Genomic DNA, 16,043 nt, shown 5'->3' with positions numbered 1-16,043 from the left:
CCTGGGAAGCGGGCCTTCGCCGTTCCTCGGGTCATACCGCTGTGGTTTCATCGTTGATACCATGGGTTTCATGGCGTGGACAATGCGGCTCACAGCTGACGAAGAGGCGGCGCTCGCTGCTCAAGCAGACGGCGAGGGTCGGTCCAAGAACGAGATCATGCGCGATGCGCTGCGTGCCTACCTTTTGCGCAATCGACAGTGGGAGACGCCGTTACTCGCAGACGATGAAACCTTCGACCTCGGTGGCCCGGTCGGCAAGGACGATATTCGTGACGCGATGAATCGGTCCGCATGATCGTTGTCGCTGACACTTCTGGACTGCTCGCGATGTTCAATCGCTCGGACCCGGAGCACTTCGCGGTTCGGCGCGCGGCGGATTCGGCTAGTGCGCTCGTGGTCAGCCCGTTGGCGTTGACCGAGGTTCATCATGTGGCGAGTGTCCGGGCCGGGCGAAAGGTGGCCGACCGGATTCTCGGCTTGTTGGCAGAGCGCATCGCGTCCACTCGTGTCGTCCTCGCTCAGGTCGATGCCACTCAGCTGGCCACCGCGATCTCGGTGCGTGGGACCTACGACGGTCTGGATCTGGATCTGGTCGATGCGGTCTGTGTGGCGTTGGCGGCGGAATACGACACCGACGCTATTCTCACGCTTGATCGCCGCGACTTCCGCGTCCTTCGGCCACTGAACGGTTACCCCGCATTCCGGCTGTTTCTCGACGACTGTGAATGACTGGTGCCGCTGACGAACCCCCGGCGTACCTGACCGCTGCTGGGCGTCTGGCGACGACCTCGACATGCTGGCTAGGTATCCGGGGAAAATCGGTGGCGGGGTGGGTGCTGTCACGCATCCGTCGATGCGGGCCTATCGGGACGTGCTGTCGATCGGGGCGGTGCGCAATACCGTGTTGCTCGGGGCGTTGGTGCGGGTGCCGCACTTCGCCGCTCGGTCCTGCTGGTCGGCCTGCGGACCACGACGAAGGCGGTCACCGGTCCGTCGCTCGGGTGAAGCGTCCCCGGCCCCGTTGGAGCCGGGGCCGGGGCGCAGTCGGTGGTCAGCCGGTGAAGGCGTACGGCTGACGGATCTTGCGGGCGAACTCGACGATATTGGTGACCGTGCTGCCGGAGACGCCGACTTCGGCCCCGATGCTGCGCGCGGACCACGACTGATCGGTGAGCTCGAGGATCTCCTCGATCTGATCGAGCGTCAGGCGCAGCGGGCTGCGGTGCGCGATCTGGCGGGCCAGGGCGCGAACCTCGGTGTCGTCGTCGAAGTCGTACTCGTCGATCAGGTGGTCCTCGTCCTCATCGAGATCGGGCTCGACCGATTCGGAGAACTGCTCGCTCGCGGGAGCCGCAACCACCGCCGCGACCTTCGTCGGCTGCCTCGTCGAGAGAGCGCTCGGCTCGGCCCTAGCAGCTGACTCCGCTTCGGAAGTAACGGATTCCGGCTCATCGGGCTGCTGCGCATCGCGGGTCGTGGACTTCGTGGCCTGCTGCTGTTCGATGCTCGCTGCGGACTCCGTAGTTTGCCGCTGTTCGGTGCTCGCCGCTGCCGACTTCGTCATCTGCTCGGTCGTGGTCGACAGCTCATCGGCCGAAGGCTGCTGCTCGGCGACGGACGCCGAGTCGAGCTGTGGCGAGACGGTGGTGGCCGCTGTCAGCTGCGGCTCGGGCCTAGAAGCCGCCGCAGGCTTGGTGGACTGCTGTTTCGGTGCGGGCTCGCGCACCGTGCGCCGCTGCGCCGGGCCGGTGTTCGGCAGTTGCTCGGACGTGGGCGAGAGGTCCGGCGTCAGGGTGAGCTGTTCCGGCACATCGACCGGTGCCTGTAGATCGTTGTGCACCACTACCGATTCGGTGGGTGCCGCGGTGTCGCCGTTGCGGTCACGGGCGACGGAGCCGGCGTGCGCCGTCGCCTCGGGAACCGGGTCGGTACCGGTGGCCTCGCCCGCAGTGGCCTGCGCGGCGGCGGTGACCGGTATTCGCCGCAGCGTGGGCACCGCACCGTTGACGCGGGCGTGGTCGCCGTTGCGCCGGTACTCGGCGGCAGCCTTGTGGATCAGCTCGAGGGTGCCGGGCGCGGTCACCTTGTCGGCAGACGGCCGCCGGAGACCATGAGTGAGCTGACCGCGACCAGCAAGGGTCTCGACGGAAGCCGAGTCGACCTGCGCGGCGGTAAGTTCCGGTGCGGCATCCCGCAACGTCGAAGCTTCGGAGTCGGCGTAGTCCATCGCAGTCGTCACCGGTGCGACTACCTGCGCTACGGAAGTCTCCTGCGGTTCGAGCGCACTCGTCTGGGCGGCACCCGCGAGCATCGCGGCCCGCTCCTTGTCGGCGGCAACCCCCGACTGCCCCGTCGCCGACGTCCTCGCGACATCGTTTGCGACCGAGACGGTTCCGTGCCCGACCGCGCCGGCGTGTGCGACCGTCACGGTCTCGCGCTCGACCGCGCCATTATGAACGGCCGCGCCGGTTCCGTGGGCAGCCGCGAGGGCCTCGGCCTCGACCGCAACATCGTGTGCGACCGCAACGGATTCGTTTGTGGCCGCGACGGTGTCGTGCCCGACCGTGCCATTGTGTGCGTCTGTGAGAGTTCCGTGGCCGACCGGCACGGTCTCGCGCTCGACCGCGCCATTGTGTGCGCCCGCGGCGGTGTCGTGCCCGACCGCGCGGGGCATCGAACCATCCTGCACCGCAATACGTTCCGGCGCGCTTGCCGCAACCGAGCTGACCCCCGCCATCGACATCACTCGCTCGGCAGCGGAGTACCCGGCCTCCCCGGGCAATTCGACCGAAGCCCCTTCGATCAGCAACGCGTATCGCGCCGACACCCACGCGTGCAACCAGATCACCACACCCACCATCACCGGCGCGATGGCGTATTCGGCGGCGCGGCCGAAGGATCCGGAGGCCAGGTGGGGTCCGGCGTTGAGGGCGACGGTGGTGCCGAGCAGGGCCAGTTCGAACACCAGGACCTTGCCGCGTTCGAGCTCGCGGCCCCAGCGGGCGGCGGTGGTGGCGGCGACCATGATGGTGATGATCGGGATCGAGATCATCGCCTCGATACCGAAGCTGAGCCAGTACAGCGGGTCGCTCATGTCCCCGCTGGGCACGAGATTGTGCTGGACGTTCACGCCCGCCCAGACCATGCCGAGGATGACGACCCCGATCAGTGCGCGCGAGGACCACTCCGCCCGCCGGTACAGCTGGGCCAGGCGCGCGTCGGCGCTGGAGACCCGGCGCCGGGCGGCCAGGGCCTTGCGGTGCCAGCGGGCGTCGGCCTCGTCGGCGCGGCGGATGAGCGCCCCGGTGCGCCGGTCGCGCTGTTCGGCGGCCAGTTCGTCGGCGACGGCGTGGCGGCGCTGTTTGCGGCGCTGGGCGCGGATCCATTCGGCCAGTTCGCGTTCGGCCCGGATCTCGGCGTCGGAGAGTGCGTCGTAGAGCGCCGTGTCGTGTTGCAGCGGGAGCTTGCCGCGCGCGGTCGCGACCTGCTGTGCGAGTGCCGTGATCTCGGTGTTCGGCGAGCTGACGGCATCCTCCATCGACCGATCGTCGGACATCTGGCGCCTTCCGGTCACTCGAACATATGGACTATCGAACATATGTGTGATTGCCAGAGAGCGTAAACGCCGTCCGCGTCGTGGTCAACGACAACCGGGCGATCGGGGTGGATCTAGGGGAGGGTGCGCTTCTCGTATTTCCCGCGTGCGGACGACCCGGCGACCGCCGCCACCTGGTCGGGTACCGCGCGGCGCAGCACGATATCGCGAAGCCGCTGCGGCAGCAGTCCGGCGAGATGGGTCAGGGGGCCGATATAGCCGGGCAGGGAGACTTCGAAGCGCGGTCGCTCGACCACGGCGAGCACCGCCCGCGCGACATCGGCGGGTTGCAGGAGTTCGGCTGCGCCCGTGGCCGTGCCGACCGCCAATTCGGTGTCGACGACACCCGGCATGATCACCGAGATGTGCACACCCGAGCCCCGGAGTTCTTCCCGCACACCGGTCAGATAGCCGAGCACCCCGTGTTTGGTCGCGGCATAGGTGGATTCGCCAGGAGGGGATAGTCGGGACGCGGCAGAGGCGATGGTGACGATGTGTCCGCGGCGGCGCGTGCGCATCGCGGGCGCGACCAGGCGCACGCCGCGGATGACGCCGTGCAGATTCACCGCGATCATCCGGGTGGTGGCGGTGTCGGGTTCGGTGTCGAACGCGCCGACCCACATCACGCCCGCGTTGTTGACGAGCACGTCGACCGGTCCGAGCAGTGCCTCGGTGGTGGCGAGGAAATCGTGGAACGAGCGCTCGTCGGTGACGTCGAGTTCGCACCCGTGCACCGTTCCCGGCAACTCGCGCGCCGTGGTGCGGGCGGCCGTGCCGGAGAGATCGCCGATGCAGACGCGCGCGCCCGCGACAGCGAACTGTCGCGCGATCTCGCGGCCGATGCCGGCGGCGCCGCCGGTCACCGCGACGACCGAGCCGGCGTGGGTGCGTTTCATCGGCGAAGCCTTTCGATCCAGCGGAAACAGTCTTCTGACATGTCGTCTTGTCAGAAATTGTGGCCTAGTATTCCACGCAGTCGCACAGAAGGACAGACTTCGATGACAGACCAGTCCGCCGATCGCCCGGCGGGTCGGCGGTACTCGGGACGGACCTCTGCGGAGCGAGTCCAGCAGCGCCGAACCGCACTGCTGGATGCCGCGCTCGAACTCTTCGGCACCCAGGGCTACGCGGTGGGCACGGTCAAGCAGCTGTGCGGGATCGCCGGTCTCACCGAGCGCTACTTCTACGAGTCGTTCCGCGACCGCGAGTCCTGCCTGGCCACGCTCTACGACGAGACGACCGCCCAGCTCCGCGAGCGCACGGTGGCGGCACTGTCGAGTGCCGGGCCCCGCCTCGACGATGTGATCACGGCGGGGTTGGCCGCCTTCATCGGGTATCTCACCGAGGACCCGCGCCGCGCCAGAGTGGTGCTGATCGAGGTCGTCGGCGTCTCCGCGCGGATGGAGGAACGCAGGCACGGCGTGCTGCGCGACTACGCCGAACTGGTCGCCGGGCTGTGGGCCTCGGCACGGGCCCAGCCGCTCCCCGAACGCAGCAGACTGACCTGTGTCACCGTGGTCGGCGGCGTGAACCACCTGCTGGTCGACTGGCTGATGGACGGCCGCACCACCCACCCCGACGACCTCGTGACGGTCTGCGCGAATGTCTTCGCCGCCGTTCGCACCACCGACCCGGCCCTGGCCGACGAGCGTTGACTCAGCGCAGCGCGGTGTGCCAGACGACGGCGGCGGCGAGCGCGCCCGCGCCGTTGAGCGACCAGTGCAGGGCGATCGGGGCGAGCAGGCTGCCGCTGCGCCTGCGCAGCCAGGTGAACACCACGCCCGCGCCCGCGGTGGCCGCGACGGCGAGGGCGATGCCGATGATCTGGCCGACGAGGCCGCCGCCGACGATCCCGGACAGGCCCTTGTTGCCGCTGGTCAGGCCCAGCGAGGAGGCGATGTGCCAGAAGCCGAACAGCAGCGAGCCCGCCGCGAACAGTCCGCGGACGCCGAGCACCCGGTCGAGGGTGCCGTGCAGGACACCGCGGAAGGCGAGTTCCTCCGGGATCACCGTCTGCAACGGGATGACGATCATCGAGGCGATGAGCGCGCCGGAGATGGTGGCGTACCGGTCGGCGAGGAAGAACGGCCGGGTGATCGGCAGGATCGCGCCGATCGCGACGGCGGTGAGCACGATCCCGACCGCGCCGAGCGCGTAGATCGTGCCGCGACGCCAGTGCCTGGGGGACAGGCCGAGTTCGGCCCAGCCGAGCCCGCGCTTGCGCATCAGCGCCAGCAGCGCGAAGGCCGCGACCGGCACGGTGACGATATTGGCCCACGCGGTGGTGAAATGCGCGATCAGATTGGTGCAGGCCAGCACGACGACGACCACGCCGATATCGAGATAGGCGTGCAGCTTCGGCCGGGGATCGGCGACGGTGGCGGGTACGGGCACCCGACCGAGTGTACGGAAATATCACGGAATGGAAACGGTGCGATGACCGCAGGTCAGCGCGCGATTCCTGGGCGAAACCGGGACCGACCGGCGCTGCGTGTGGTCATCAAGATCGACAACCGGCCCCGGCCTGTGAGCTACTCGACAGCGGTCGCGGACCATCCGGGCAGGTCGGACCAGGCCTGGAGGGTGCGCCTGGTCTCGAACCGCCGTGGCTGTCCGCTGATCGGATCGGTGAATTCGAGCGAGGCCGCCAGCAATTGCAGCGGCCGGGTGTAGTCGTCGACGGATTTGTCGGTGACCACCGGATAGAAGTCGTCACCGAGAATCGGCACGCCGAGGCTGTTCATATGCAACCGCAGCTGATGAGTCCGCCCGGTGTGTGGCCGCAGCCGGTAGCGGCCGAGCCCGTCGCGGTGCTCGACCAGTTCCACCTCGGTCTCGGCATTGGGCTCGCCGGGCACCTCCTGCGCGGCGAGCACCTGCTTCTCCTTGATGATCCGGCTGCGCACGGTCCTGGGCAGTTCCAGTGCCGGATCGTAGGGCGCGATGGCCTCGTATTCCTTGCGCACGGTGCGGCGGTGGAACATCGTCTGATAGGCGCCGCGCGCCGCCGGGTTCACCACGAACAGGATCAGGCCCGCGGTGACCCGGTCGAGCCGGTGCGCCGGAATCAGATCGGGCAGGTCCAGGTCGCGGCGCAGGCGCACGAGCGCGGTCTGGAGGATGTGCTGGCCACGCGGGATGGTCGCCAGGAAGTGCGGTTTGTCGACGACCAGGATGTCGTCGTCGCGGTGGACGATCCCGATCTCGAACGGCACCTCGGTCTCGACCGGCAGATCGCGGTGGAACCACACCGCCCCGCCCGGCACGAACGGCGCGTCCGGCGGCAGCGGCCCCGTCAGGTCGACGATCTCGCCGGCCCGCAGCATCTCGTCGATTCGCGCCGGATCGACGCGCGGCAGCCGCTCGACCAGGTGGTCTCGCACGGTCGCCCACTGCCCGTCCTCCGGGAGCCGGAGCCGGGCGGGATCGAGGCCGTGCCGCTTGGGCAGCGGCGGCTGCTGCCTGCGTCGCATACCGCCAGTCTCGTCGGCCCTCAGGCGTGGCGGCGCGCCAGCCCCGGATAGTCGACGATCAGACCGGCCTCGTCGTAGTCCAGCGTCGCCCGGTAGTCGACGCTCGGCGCTTGGTAGTCGTAGCGCTGACCTGCGCCGTCGGTGATCCGCCGATAGTGCTGGGGGAGCCGGCCGACCGCGAGGTCGGCGGCGCGCACGTACACCGCGGGCGCGTCGGCCGCGTCCCCGACCGCGAGCCCGAGCCGGTGCACCGGCAGCGCGTTCGTGCACGCCGACGCCTCGAGGTCGACGTCGAGACAGCCGTCGAGTTCGGGCGCGGGCGCTCCGTCGACCTGCCAGCGCCCGAGCCCGTCGGAACGGAGCGTGAGCGAGCGCCGGGTGTCGGGGTAGCGGCCGGTGATCTGCGCCGACCGGGTGTGCCAGCTGCCGTCGACCCGCAGGCGATAGTCGATCGCCCAGGCGAGACCGTCCTCGACCGCGGTCGCGCACCCTTCGATGAGAACGCCGCGTTCGCCGTCGCGGAAATAGGTCACTTCGAACCCGGTGCGCGCCTGGTGATGCACCCAGGCGGCCACGGATGGCAGAGGAGTGAACACCAGAAATGATTTCCCGGAATTCTGGCGGCCAATCGTCAACCGGCGCGCTGGTCGAGGACCATCAATTTCGCTTCGACGAGGGTGTGCCGGGCGCGCCTGCGCACCCGGCACAGATCGACGCTGCATTCGAGATGAATCTGCATGGCTCGATGCGCTTGGTCGGGCGTCAGAAGACCGGGATCGATATGGCAGTCCGCAATCGCCGAAATTATTGACGTGACAAACATTTTCGCTCTCCCGCCGTGCGAAAGGACTCGGAGGTAGAGAGGAAATTACGCCCGGAATGTCGAATTGCCGAGGGGGTTGACCGCCAGTTCACACAACCTTCCCCGGTCGGCCACAACCACTCAACTTAGGCTAACCTACCCTTGGCACACTGCTGTGGACAGGTCGAGAGGGCGAGAAGTTATGACGGTGCAGGTAGCGCCGCCGCCGGGGGTGGAGTCGGGGAACCGGCTGCCCAAGGCGGCTGCGAAAGCGCAGAAGCAACAGCAAGCGCGGGCGCGCAAGGAGATCCTGGCGCCGGTGTCGGGAATGCTGACGTCGGCGAGCCTGCTCGTCGCGGTCGCCTCGGTCTGCACCGTCGTGCCGTTCCTGCTGATCGTGCAGGCCTGCCGGGAACTGCTCGAGACCCCGGTCGACACCGATCGGGTGTGGTGGCTGTTCGGCGCGGCCGTGGTCGTCCTGATCGTGCGCGCGCTGCTGCAAGCCGTCGCGCTGACCTGGTCGCACGCGGTCGACGCCGGGTACCAGCTCACCCTGCGCCGGGCCCTGGCCGACAAGCTCACCCGGGTGCCGCTCGGTTGGTTCGGCGAACGCAGCTCCGGCGAGGTCAAGACCTATCTGCGCGACGACGTGGAGGCGCTGCACTACCTCGTGGCGCACGCCCGGCTGGAGTTCGTCGGCGCGCTGGTGGTTCCGCTGGTCACCCTCGGCTACCTGTTCACCGTCGACTGGCGGCTCACCCTGGTCCTGCTGATTCCGCTGATCGCCTACTTCTTCCTGTTCGGCAAGATCATGGACCGCGACGGCCGCGACCGTCTCGCGGTCTACACCCGCTGGGAGCGCCGCACCGCCGAGGCCACGATCGAATTCGTCGACGGCATCCAGGTGGTGCGGGCGTTCGGCCAGGCGGGCAAGGCGCACACCGAGTTCCAGCACGCGGTCGACGGTCAGGTGCAGGCGGCGCACCGGATGAAGATGCCGATCCTGCGCGTGCAGTCGGCCTCCGACATCGTCGTCATGCCGGTCTTCGTCATGCTGATCGTGGTCGTCGGCGGGCTGGCCTTCGTCGGCCTCGACTGGGTGAATCCGCTCGACCTGCTGCCGTTCCTGCTGGTCGGCTTGGGTATCGGCAGTTCGCTGCTCGGTCTCGGCTACGGCTCGCAGGCGCTGCGGGCCGGTGGCGCCGCGGCGCTGCGCCTGCACGAACTGCAGCAGACTCCCGAGCTCGACATCGTCGCGGCGACCACCGCGCCCGGCACGGGCCAGGACGGCGTCGTCCGCTTCGAAGGGGTCGAATTCGCCTACCGCACCGGCCATGACGTGCTGCGCGGCCTCGATCTCGAACTGACCCCGGGCACCATCACCGCGCTGGTCGGCCCGAGCGGCTCCGGCAAATCGACGCTGGCCAAACTCCTGCCCCGCTTCTACGACGTCGGCGCGGGCCGGATCACCATCGACGGCCGTGATATTCGCGAGTTCACCAGCGAAGAGCTGTACCGCACCGTCGGATTCGTGTTCCAGGACGTGCGCCTGATCCGCGGCTCGATCCGCGAGAACCTGCTGATCGCGCGTCCCGACGCCGACGACGCGGCGATCGAGCGGGCGAGCCGGGCCGCGCAGATCCACGACCGGATCACGGCGCTGCCGCGCGGCTACGACTCCGAGATCGGCGTCGACGCGACCCTGTCCGGCGGTGAGGCCCAGCGCCTCTCGATCGCCCGCGCGCTGCTGGCCGACACCCCGGTACTGGTCCTCGACGAGGCCACCGCCTTCGCCGATCCCGAATCCGAGGCCGCGGTGCAGGACGCGCTGGCCGCGCTCGTGGCCGGCCGCACTGTGCTGGTGATCGCGCACCGCCTGCACACCATCACCGGCGTCGACCGAATCCTGGTGCTGGAGAACGGAACCCTCGTCGAGCAGGGCACCCATGCCGAGCTGCGCGCCGCGGGCGGGCTGTATCAGCGGCTGTGGGAGATCAACGAGGCCGCGCTCGGCACGCTCGCCCTGGTGGAGGAAACACGATGATTCGCAAGGTTTTCCGCCTCGTCCCCGACGAGTTCGCCCCGCTGATCCCGCGCCTGCTCGCCGCCATCGTGCTCCAGGCGCTGTGCCAGGCCATCGCGTATCTGCTGCTGGTCCCGGTGTTGGAAACGCTCTTCGGTGACGATCTGGGTGGCGCCTGGCTGTGGGCGCTCGGCATGGCCGTGGCCGTGGCCGGTGTGGTCGTCTTCGGTTACCTACAGGCTGTACTCGGCCTGCGGATCGGCCTCGGCATGCAGCGTGGCCTGCAGACCCGGCTCGGCGATCAGCTCAACGCGCTGCCGCTGGGCTGGTTCGCCGACCGCGACTCCGGCCCGCTGTCGCGGGTGATGGTCGAGCAGGTCCGCGAGATGCAGGGCCTGATCGCCTACCTGCTCGCCAAGGTGCTCACCGGCATCATCGTGCCGCTGGTGGTCGCGCTCGGCATGCTGTTCATCGATTGGCGGATCGGGCTGGCCATGCTGCTCGCCGCGCCCGTGCTGTACCTGGTCAACAACCTGGCCAACCGCGCCTACACCGGCGCCGACGCCCGTCTGCACACCGCCGCGGCCGAAGCCGATTCCCGGGTGGTGGAATTCGCCCAGGCCCAGCCGGTGCTGCGCGCGTTCGGCGCGGTCGGCGCGGGCAACAAGGCGCTCGACGCCGCGCTGGTCGGTCAGCGCTCGGCGGTGCGCAAGATGATGGTCGCGACCGTGCCCGGGCTGATCGTCTTCGCGCTGTTCGTGCAGGCGGTGTTCCTGGTGCTGGCCTACCTCGCGGTGGTGCGGGTGACCGACGGCGCGATCTCGGCGGCCGCGGCGATCGCGCTGATCGCGGTGAGCTCGCGCTTCATCGAGCCGGTGAACCAGGCCGCCCAACTGGGCGCGGCCCTGCGGTCGGCCGCCGCGGCCGCCGACCGGATCACCGAGCTGCTGGCCGAGCCGACGTTGCCCGCGCCCAGCGAGCCGGTGACGCCGGGTGCGCCCGCCGTGGTGTTCGACGAGGTGAGCTTCGGCTACCGGCCCGGTGAGCCCGTCCTGTCGGAGCTGAGCTTCACCGTGCCCGCCGGGACCACCACGGCGATCGTCGGCCCCAGCGGCGCGGGCAAGACCACGCTGCTGCGGCTGGCCGCCCGCTTCTACGACGTGAGCTCCGGCGCGGTCTCGGTCGGCGAACACGATGTGCGCGAACAGCCGTCGGAGACGCTGCTCGATCAGCTGTCGCTGGTCTTCCAGAACGTCTACCTGTTCAACCGCTCGGTGGCCGACAACATCCGCATCGGCAAGCCTGCGGCCACCGACGCCGAACTCGAGCGCGCCGCCGTCGCGGCCAGGGTCGACGAGATCGTCGAGCGGCTGCCCGACGGTTTCGACACCCTGGTCGGCGAGGGCGGCGCGTCGCTGTCCGGTGGTGAACGCCAGCGCGTGTCGATCGCCAGGGCCCTGCTCAAGGATGCCCCGATCGTCCTGCTCGACGAGGCGACCAGTGCGCTCGACCCGCACAGCGAGGCCGTGGTGGTCCGTGGCATCCACGAACTGACCAGGGACAAGACCGTTCTCGTCGTGGCCCACCGGCTCTCGACGATCGCGCACGCCGACCAGATCCTGTTCCTCGACGGCGGCCGCATCGCCGAACGCGGCACCCACCAGGAACTGCTCGCGCTCGACGGCCGCTACGCCGCGTTCTGGAACGAGCGGGAACGCGCCACCGGCTGGCGGCTCGAGCCAGTCTCGGTCTGACCCGCCACGACGAGGGCCGTCTCGCTCGACGAGACGGCCCTCGTGTGTGTCAGAAGCCTCGCAGCTGGTCCGGGGTGATGTGGATCGGGACCGAGTAGGTGTCGAAGAACTCGGCCTCGGTCATCTTGATGTCGACGAAGCCCTGGGTGTACTTGCGGCTGTAGTCGGCGATCGTGGCGTCCGACACCGCCTCGCCGACGCGTGCCGTCCCGGTGAACACGACCACCTCGCCGCCGGAGGCGGAGCTGTTGAAGTTCAGCGCGACCCGCGGATTGCGGGCGAGATGACGTAGCCGCTTGGCCTCGGGCATGGTGTAGATCAGGAACGTCTCGTCCTGCCACAGGAACCACACCGGGTTCGGCTGCGGGGTGCCGTCGGCGCCGATGGTGGTCAGCCAGAGAACGTGCTCGTCGGCCAGGCGCTGGGCGACCGTGGCGCCGAAGGGTGTGCTGTCGTCGAGAACGGACACGGCGTACTCCTCGCGGGTGTGGGTTCCGTACTGCGTTCCGCTGTCCACCTTCGCCGAAATCGCCCGCCCCCGCCACCACGTCTGGTCAGCGCGGCACCGGACCGCCCGTGACCCCGGCATGACCGGCGGCGACGCCGACCTCGGCGTATCGGCCCAGCAGGAACGGGGTGAGGATGTCGTTGGCGGTGCGCTGGATGTCGGCCGGGGTACGTGATCCGCCGACGATCCTGGTCGCCACGAAACGCACCGGGGCGGCCAGGAATTGGGGCACGTCGGTGAAGCTGTAGTGGTCGGCGTCGCCGAATTCGAAGCGGAAGCCGGGGGCGCGAAGCCGTTCCAGCACCGCGCGATTGCCGTCGAGATAGCGCTGGGAATGCCCGGTCACGGCGTGGTCGCTCTCCAGCAGCAGCACCGGGCGATCGAGGGCGCGCTCGGGCAGATCGCCGTAGAGGGTGCCGTCGAGATTGGCCGCGGCGGTGAGCCGTGAGTCGGCGGCCATGGCCGACAGCGCGGCGGCACCGCCGAGGGAATGTCCGATGGCGGTGAGGTTTCCGAGGTCGACATGGCCTTCCAGCGGGCCGAGGACCTCGGGCCGGGCGAGCTGGTCGAGTACGAATCGCAGGTCGGCCGTGCGGGTTTCGAGACGCTCGGTCATGTAGCGGAGGGCATCGGGGTCGTCGGCGGCGATGTTCTCGACCGTAGTGGCCACCGTGCCGTCGGCGAGTTCGGTCACCGCCGACTCGTAGGGATGATCGATCGCCAGCACGAGGAAGCCGCGACTGGCCAGGTCGGCGACCAGTCCGGAGTAGAAGGCGCGCGGCGCGCCGTAGCCGGGGGAGAACAGCACCACCGGCCAGCGGTCCCGGTCCGGCGACACGGCGACGTCGGCGGTCGCGTGGGTGTCGATCCGGGTGTCCGCCAGCAGGAATCCCGGAATACCCGACACCTTCGACGGCAACCGGTCCTGCCCGTCGAGATACACCCACTGGCGACCGGACGAGACCTCGGTCGGATACCACGCCTGGACGACCACATTGCGCCGGTCTTCCTCGGCGGCGGTCGCCGGCTCGGGCCGCCGCTCGTCGACCCAGCGGAAGATCTCCGACCCGACGGCGTACGGTCCGGTGGGTTCGGGCAGTTCCGGCGCGGGCGGCACCGCCCACGGCAGGATCGCGAGCACGGCCAGCGCGCCGATTCCCGCGCGGAACCACGCCCGCCGCCGCGCTCCGGCGACATCGGTCAGCACGAACGCGAGCATCAGCGCGATGAGCAGGTAGAGCGGCCACCAATGCCAGGAGCTCGCGAGCACCCACAGCAGCAGCGTGCCCAGGATCACCACCGGCAGCGCGAACGGCGCCACGCGCCTGCCGAGCCGTGGCGACGCGACCAGCATGATCGCGAGCGCCACGGTGGCGACCAGCAAGACAGCATCGATGACGGACACGGCGCTCGTTTCGATCCGGACGGCTCGGGCGTTCCCGACTTGTCCGATCAGCTTGCCGCAGCGCCTACTCCGGCCGCATCAGCACCGAGACCGACCGCTGGTCGTCCTCGGGGGCTACTTCCAGTACGCCTGCGACTTGATCGCGGTCTTGGGCAGCGCGTGCTGGCCCTTGAGGGTCTTCACGATCGAGCGGGTGGTCTGTCCACAGCAGGCCACCCACGCGAACGCGTCCGCGGCGCAGCTGATCTCCAGCGCGGCTTCGCGCATGAGGCGGCCGTCGTCGACCCGCTGCAGCCAGGTGAGCTGGTGATGCGGCTTGGTGCGCACCGGGATGGTCTGGTCGGACTCGTACTGCCACTCCAGCCAGACCCGCGCCGGGGTGTCGCCGATGGCGTCGAGCAGTGAGTTGATGGCGGGCAGCGAGGCGGTGTCGCCGAAGATGATGTACTCGCTCGGGGTCTGCTCCGGCAGCTGGAAGTCCGAGCCGAGGACGGTCGCATCGAGCGGGTCGCCCGGCTCGGCGCGGCGGGCCCAGTCGGCGGCCGGGCCGTTGTGCAGCGCGAAGTCGATGTAAGCGGTGTCGGTTTCCGGGTTCGGGTCGACGAGGGTGTAGCCGCGGTGGTGCAGCTTGTCGCTGTCGGCATCCGGAATCCACAGGCGGATCCACTGGGTCGGGTGTACCGGGTGGTCGGCGAGCAACCCGCCGAGGTCGACGCCGATCCGCACGAACTTGTCGGTGATCTGCTCGGTGGATGTCACCGTCAGCTTGTAGTCGGCGCCGCCCCAGGCCTTGGTGATCAGGCCGTTCAATCCCTTACCCATGCCGTTAGGTTAGCCTAAGGTCACTAATTTGTCTGCACGGGTAGGACTGCACTAGCCAGATAAGGTAAGCCTATGCAAATATGGGGATCGTGTCCGGGCGATCGCCCTGTGGACGATCCCGGCGCGGATATGCGTGAGAGAGTGGAGAACGAACCGGTGGAGACCCTCCTGGTAGTCGGCGCGGGGCCGAAAGCCCTTGCGGTGGCGGCGAAATCGCACGTCCTGCGCACCCTCGGCCTGCCCGCCCCGCGCGTGGTCGTCGTCGAATCGCACGCGGTCGGCGGCAACTGGCTGCCCAGCGGCGGCTGGACCGACGGTCAGCACCGGCTCGGCACCAGCCCCGAGAAGGACATCGGTTTCCCCTACCACTCCACCTGGGCGCGCGGCCGCAATCGCGACATCGACCAGGCGATGGCCGCGTTCAGCTGGACCTCGTTCCTGATCGAGCACGGCACCTACGCCGAATGGATCGACCGCGGCAGGCCGAGCCCGCAGCACCACGTCTGGGCCAAGTACCTGCAGTGGGTCGCCAAGTCCATCGACCTCGAGCTCGTGCTCGGCCGGGTCGAGCAGATCCGCCACGGCGGCAACGGCATCGGCGACCAGTGGCAGGTCGGCGTCGTCGACGCCGACGGCCATCGCACCGAACTCGCCGCCGACGGCCTGATGATCACCGGCCCCGGCCGCAGCAGTCGCGCGCTGGCCGACCACCCGCGCGTGCTCAGCATCGCCGAGTTCTGGGACCTCGCGGGTAAGCGCGGCCTGCCCGCCGCCTCCCGCGCCGCGGTGATCGGCGGTGGCGAGACCGCGGGCTCGGCCCTGGACGAGCTGGTCCGGCACGAGATGCTCACCATCTCGGTGATCTCGCCGATGGCCACCCTCTACACCCGTGGTGAGAGCTTCTTCGAGAACTCGCTGTTCAGCGATCCGGTGAAGTGGAACGCGCTGAGCATCCAGGAACGCCGCGACGTCATCCGGCGCACCGACCGCGGCGTGTTCTCGGTGCGGGTGCAGGAGAGCCTGCTCGGCGACAGCCGCGTGCACCACCTGCAGGGCCGGGTCACCAAGATCGTGCCGCAGGGCGAGGTGCTGGCCCTCACCCTCACCAACGAGCTGCGGGCCGATCAGGTACACAACTTCGACCTGGTCGTCGACGCCACCGGCGGTCAGCCGCTGTGGTTCCTGGACATGTTCGACCAGCAGACCGCCGACCTGCTCGAGCTCGCCGTCGGCGGCCCGCTGACCCAGCAGCGGATCGAGTCCTCGATCGGCTACGACCTGGCCGTCACCGGCCTGGCGGGCAAGCTGTACCTGCCGAACATGGCCGCCATGGCACAGGGCCCCGGCTTCCCCAATCTCAGCTGCCTGGGCGAACTCTCGGACCGCGTGCTGCGCACCGAACCCGCCCGGGCCCGTGCCGGCGCGGTCCACCTTGCGGCGTGCTGAGTTGTTGGAGCGCTGGCGCGCTCGAGGTCGGCGGCCCCTTGGGNGGGTGGCGGCCAGACCGCCATCACCTGGATGCACAACTGGATCGCCCAGCAGGCTTGAGTTTTTGGAGCGCTGGCGCGCTCGAGTCGGCGGCCCCTTGTGTCCCGCCGGTCAGGGACCGTGGCTTGCTCCTTCGTCGCGTACGCCACGGCGCCTGACCGGCGGGACGGCCG

Annotated in this window: 14 protein-coding genes; 6 read left to right on the top strand and 8 right to left on the bottom strand. The window is 69.3% G+C overall.

Translation table 11 applies throughout. The features are described 5' to 3' along the window. The first annotated feature begins 70 nt into the window (after positions 1-70). Together V8688_RS04555 and V8688_RS04550 are read left to right on the top strand one after the other, a co-directional pair. A complete protein-coding gene (locus V8688_RS04555) occupies positions 71-295 on the top strand; it encodes a ribbon-helix-helix domain-containing protein (RefSeq protein WP_342800237.1) in 225 nt (74 codons plus the stop codon). After that, positions 292-729 (top strand): PIN domain-containing protein, encoded by a 438-nt coding sequence (locus tag V8688_RS04550; protein WP_342800236.1) that lies wholly within the window; start codon positions 292-294, stop codon positions 727-729. The genes V8688_RS04555 and V8688_RS04550 overlap by 4 nt, the downstream gene beginning before the upstream one ends. 322 nt (positions 730-1,051) lie before the next feature. Here V8688_RS04550 and V8688_RS04545 read toward each other — a convergent pair whose 3' ends face one another. Continuing rightward, complete coding sequence (locus tag V8688_RS04545) at positions 1,052-3,556, bottom strand: hypothetical protein (RefSeq protein ID WP_342800235.1); 2,505 nt, start codon at positions 3,554-3,556, stop codon at positions 1,052-1,054. A gap of 113 nt (positions 3,557-3,669) precedes the next feature. Continuing rightward, positions 3,670-4,491 carry an SDR family oxidoreductase gene (locus V8688_RS04540; protein ID WP_342800234.1) on the bottom strand — a complete coding sequence of 274 codons (822 nt, stop codon included), beginning with the start codon at positions 4,489-4,491 and terminating at the stop codon, positions 3,670-3,672. A 102-nt stretch (positions 4,492-4,593) separates the two neighbouring features. Here V8688_RS04540 and V8688_RS04535 point away from each other — a divergent pair, with 102 nt between their 5' ends. Next, positions 4,594-5,250, top strand: coding sequence for a TetR/AcrR family transcriptional regulator (locus V8688_RS04535; RefSeq protein WP_218719400.1), 657 nt, complete (start codon positions 4,594-4,596; stop codon positions 5,248-5,250). 1 nt (position 5,251) lies between these two features. On the opposite strand, the gene V8688_RS04530 is transcribed toward V8688_RS04535, so the two are convergent. The 3 genes from V8688_RS04530 to V8688_RS04520 all read right to left on the bottom strand — a co-directional run bounded on the left by V8688_RS04530 (position 5,252) and on the right by V8688_RS04520 (position 7,643). Continuing rightward, the gene (locus V8688_RS04530; protein ID WP_342800233.1) at positions 5,252-5,989 is read right to left on the bottom strand and encodes a CPBP family intramembrane glutamic endopeptidase; all 738 of its coding nucleotides are present in this window, start codon (positions 5,987-5,989) and stop codon (positions 5,252-5,254) included. A gap of 137 nt (positions 5,990-6,126) precedes the next feature. Beyond that, positions 6,127-7,068, bottom strand: a complete 942-nt coding sequence (locus V8688_RS04525; RefSeq protein WP_218719402.1) for an RluA family pseudouridine synthase — start codon at positions 7,066-7,068, stop codon at positions 6,127-6,129. A gap of 20 nt (positions 7,069-7,088) precedes the next feature. Further along, positions 7,089-7,643, bottom strand: coding sequence for a putative glycolipid-binding domain-containing protein (locus tag V8688_RS04520; RefSeq protein WP_342800232.1), 555 nt, complete (start codon positions 7,641-7,643; stop codon positions 7,089-7,091). Positions 7,644-8,072: 429 nt separating this feature from the next. Here V8688_RS04520 and V8688_RS04515 point away from each other — a divergent pair, with 429 nt between their 5' ends. After that, a complete protein-coding gene (locus V8688_RS04515) occupies positions 8,073-9,914 on the top strand; it encodes an ABC transporter ATP-binding protein (protein WP_342800231.1) in 1,842 nt (613 codons plus the stop codon). After that, positions 9,911-11,647 carry an ABC transporter ATP-binding protein gene (locus V8688_RS04510; RefSeq protein ID WP_342800230.1) on the top strand — a complete coding sequence of 579 codons (1,737 nt, stop codon included), beginning with the start codon at positions 9,911-9,913 and terminating at the stop codon, positions 11,645-11,647. The genes V8688_RS04515 and V8688_RS04510 overlap by 4 nt, the downstream gene beginning before the upstream one ends. Before the next feature lie 49 nt (positions 11,648-11,696). Here V8688_RS04510 and V8688_RS04505 read toward each other — a convergent pair whose 3' ends face one another. From V8688_RS04505 to V8688_RS04495, 3 genes are all read right to left on the bottom strand, one after another. Continuing rightward, complete coding sequence (locus V8688_RS04505; RefSeq protein ID WP_342800229.1) at positions 11,697-12,116, bottom strand: TIGR03667 family PPOX class F420-dependent oxidoreductase; 420 nt, start codon at positions 12,114-12,116, stop codon at positions 11,697-11,699. An 85-nt stretch (positions 12,117-12,201) separates the two neighbouring features. Next, positions 12,202-13,560, bottom strand: coding sequence for a hypothetical protein (locus V8688_RS04500; RefSeq protein ID WP_342800228.1), 1,359 nt, complete (start codon positions 13,558-13,560; stop codon positions 12,202-12,204). Between the two features lie 114 nt (positions 13,561-13,674). After that, positions 13,675-14,382 (bottom strand): siderophore-interacting protein, encoded by a 708-nt coding sequence (locus V8688_RS04495; RefSeq protein WP_342800227.1) that lies wholly within the window; start codon positions 14,380-14,382, stop codon positions 13,675-13,677. A 156-nt stretch (positions 14,383-14,538) separates the two neighbouring features. Between V8688_RS04495 and V8688_RS04490 the strand changes: the two genes are divergently transcribed. Further along, positions 14,539-15,828, top strand: coding sequence for a SidA/IucD/PvdA family monooxygenase (locus tag V8688_RS04490; protein ID WP_308248552.1), 1,290 nt, complete (start codon positions 14,539-14,541; stop codon positions 15,826-15,828). The last annotated feature ends 215 nt before the right edge of the window (positions 15,829-16,043 follow it).

Origin of the sequence: Nocardia sp. No.11, assembly GCF_038752175.1 — a bacterium.
Classification (GTDB): domain Bacteria; phylum Actinomycetota; class Actinomycetes; order Mycobacteriales; family Mycobacteriaceae; genus Nocardia; species Nocardia canadensis.
This window is presented reverse-complemented; position numbering and strand designations above follow the sequence as displayed.

Excerpts from the sequence above, each read along its gene's own strand:
- V8688_RS04555 (WP_342800237.1), top strand. The coding sequence starts at position 71 with ATGGCGTGGACAATGCGGCTCACAGCTGACGAAGAGGCGGCGCTCGCT.
- V8688_RS04550 (WP_342800236.1), top strand. The coding sequence starts at position 292 with ATGATCGTTGTCGCTGACACTTCTGGACTGCTCGCGATGTTCAATCGC.
- V8688_RS04545 (WP_342800235.1), bottom strand. The coding sequence starts at position 3,556 with ATGTCCGACGATCGGTCGATGGAGGATGCCGTCAGCTCGCCGAACACC.
- V8688_RS04540 (WP_342800234.1), bottom strand. The coding sequence starts at position 4,491 with ATGAAACGCACCCACGCCGGCTCGGTCGTCGCGGTGACCGGCGGCGCC.
- V8688_RS04535 (WP_218719400.1), top strand. The coding sequence starts at position 4,594 with ATGACAGACCAGTCCGCCGATCGCCCGGCGGGTCGGCGGTACTCGGGA.
- V8688_RS04525 (WP_218719402.1), bottom strand. The coding sequence starts at position 7,068 with ATGCGACGCAGGCAGCAGCCGCCGCTGCCCAAGCGGCACGGCCTCGAT.
- V8688_RS04515 (WP_342800231.1), top strand. The coding sequence starts at position 8,073 with ATGACGGTGCAGGTAGCGCCGCCGCCGGGGGTGGAGTCGGGGAACCGG.
- V8688_RS04510 (WP_342800230.1), top strand. The coding sequence starts at position 9,911 with ATGATTCGCAAGGTTTTCCGCCTCGTCCCCGACGAGTTCGCCCCGCTG.
- V8688_RS04495 (WP_342800227.1), bottom strand. The coding sequence starts at position 14,382 with ATGGGTAAGGGATTGAACGGCCTGATCACCAAGGCCTGGGGCGGCGCC.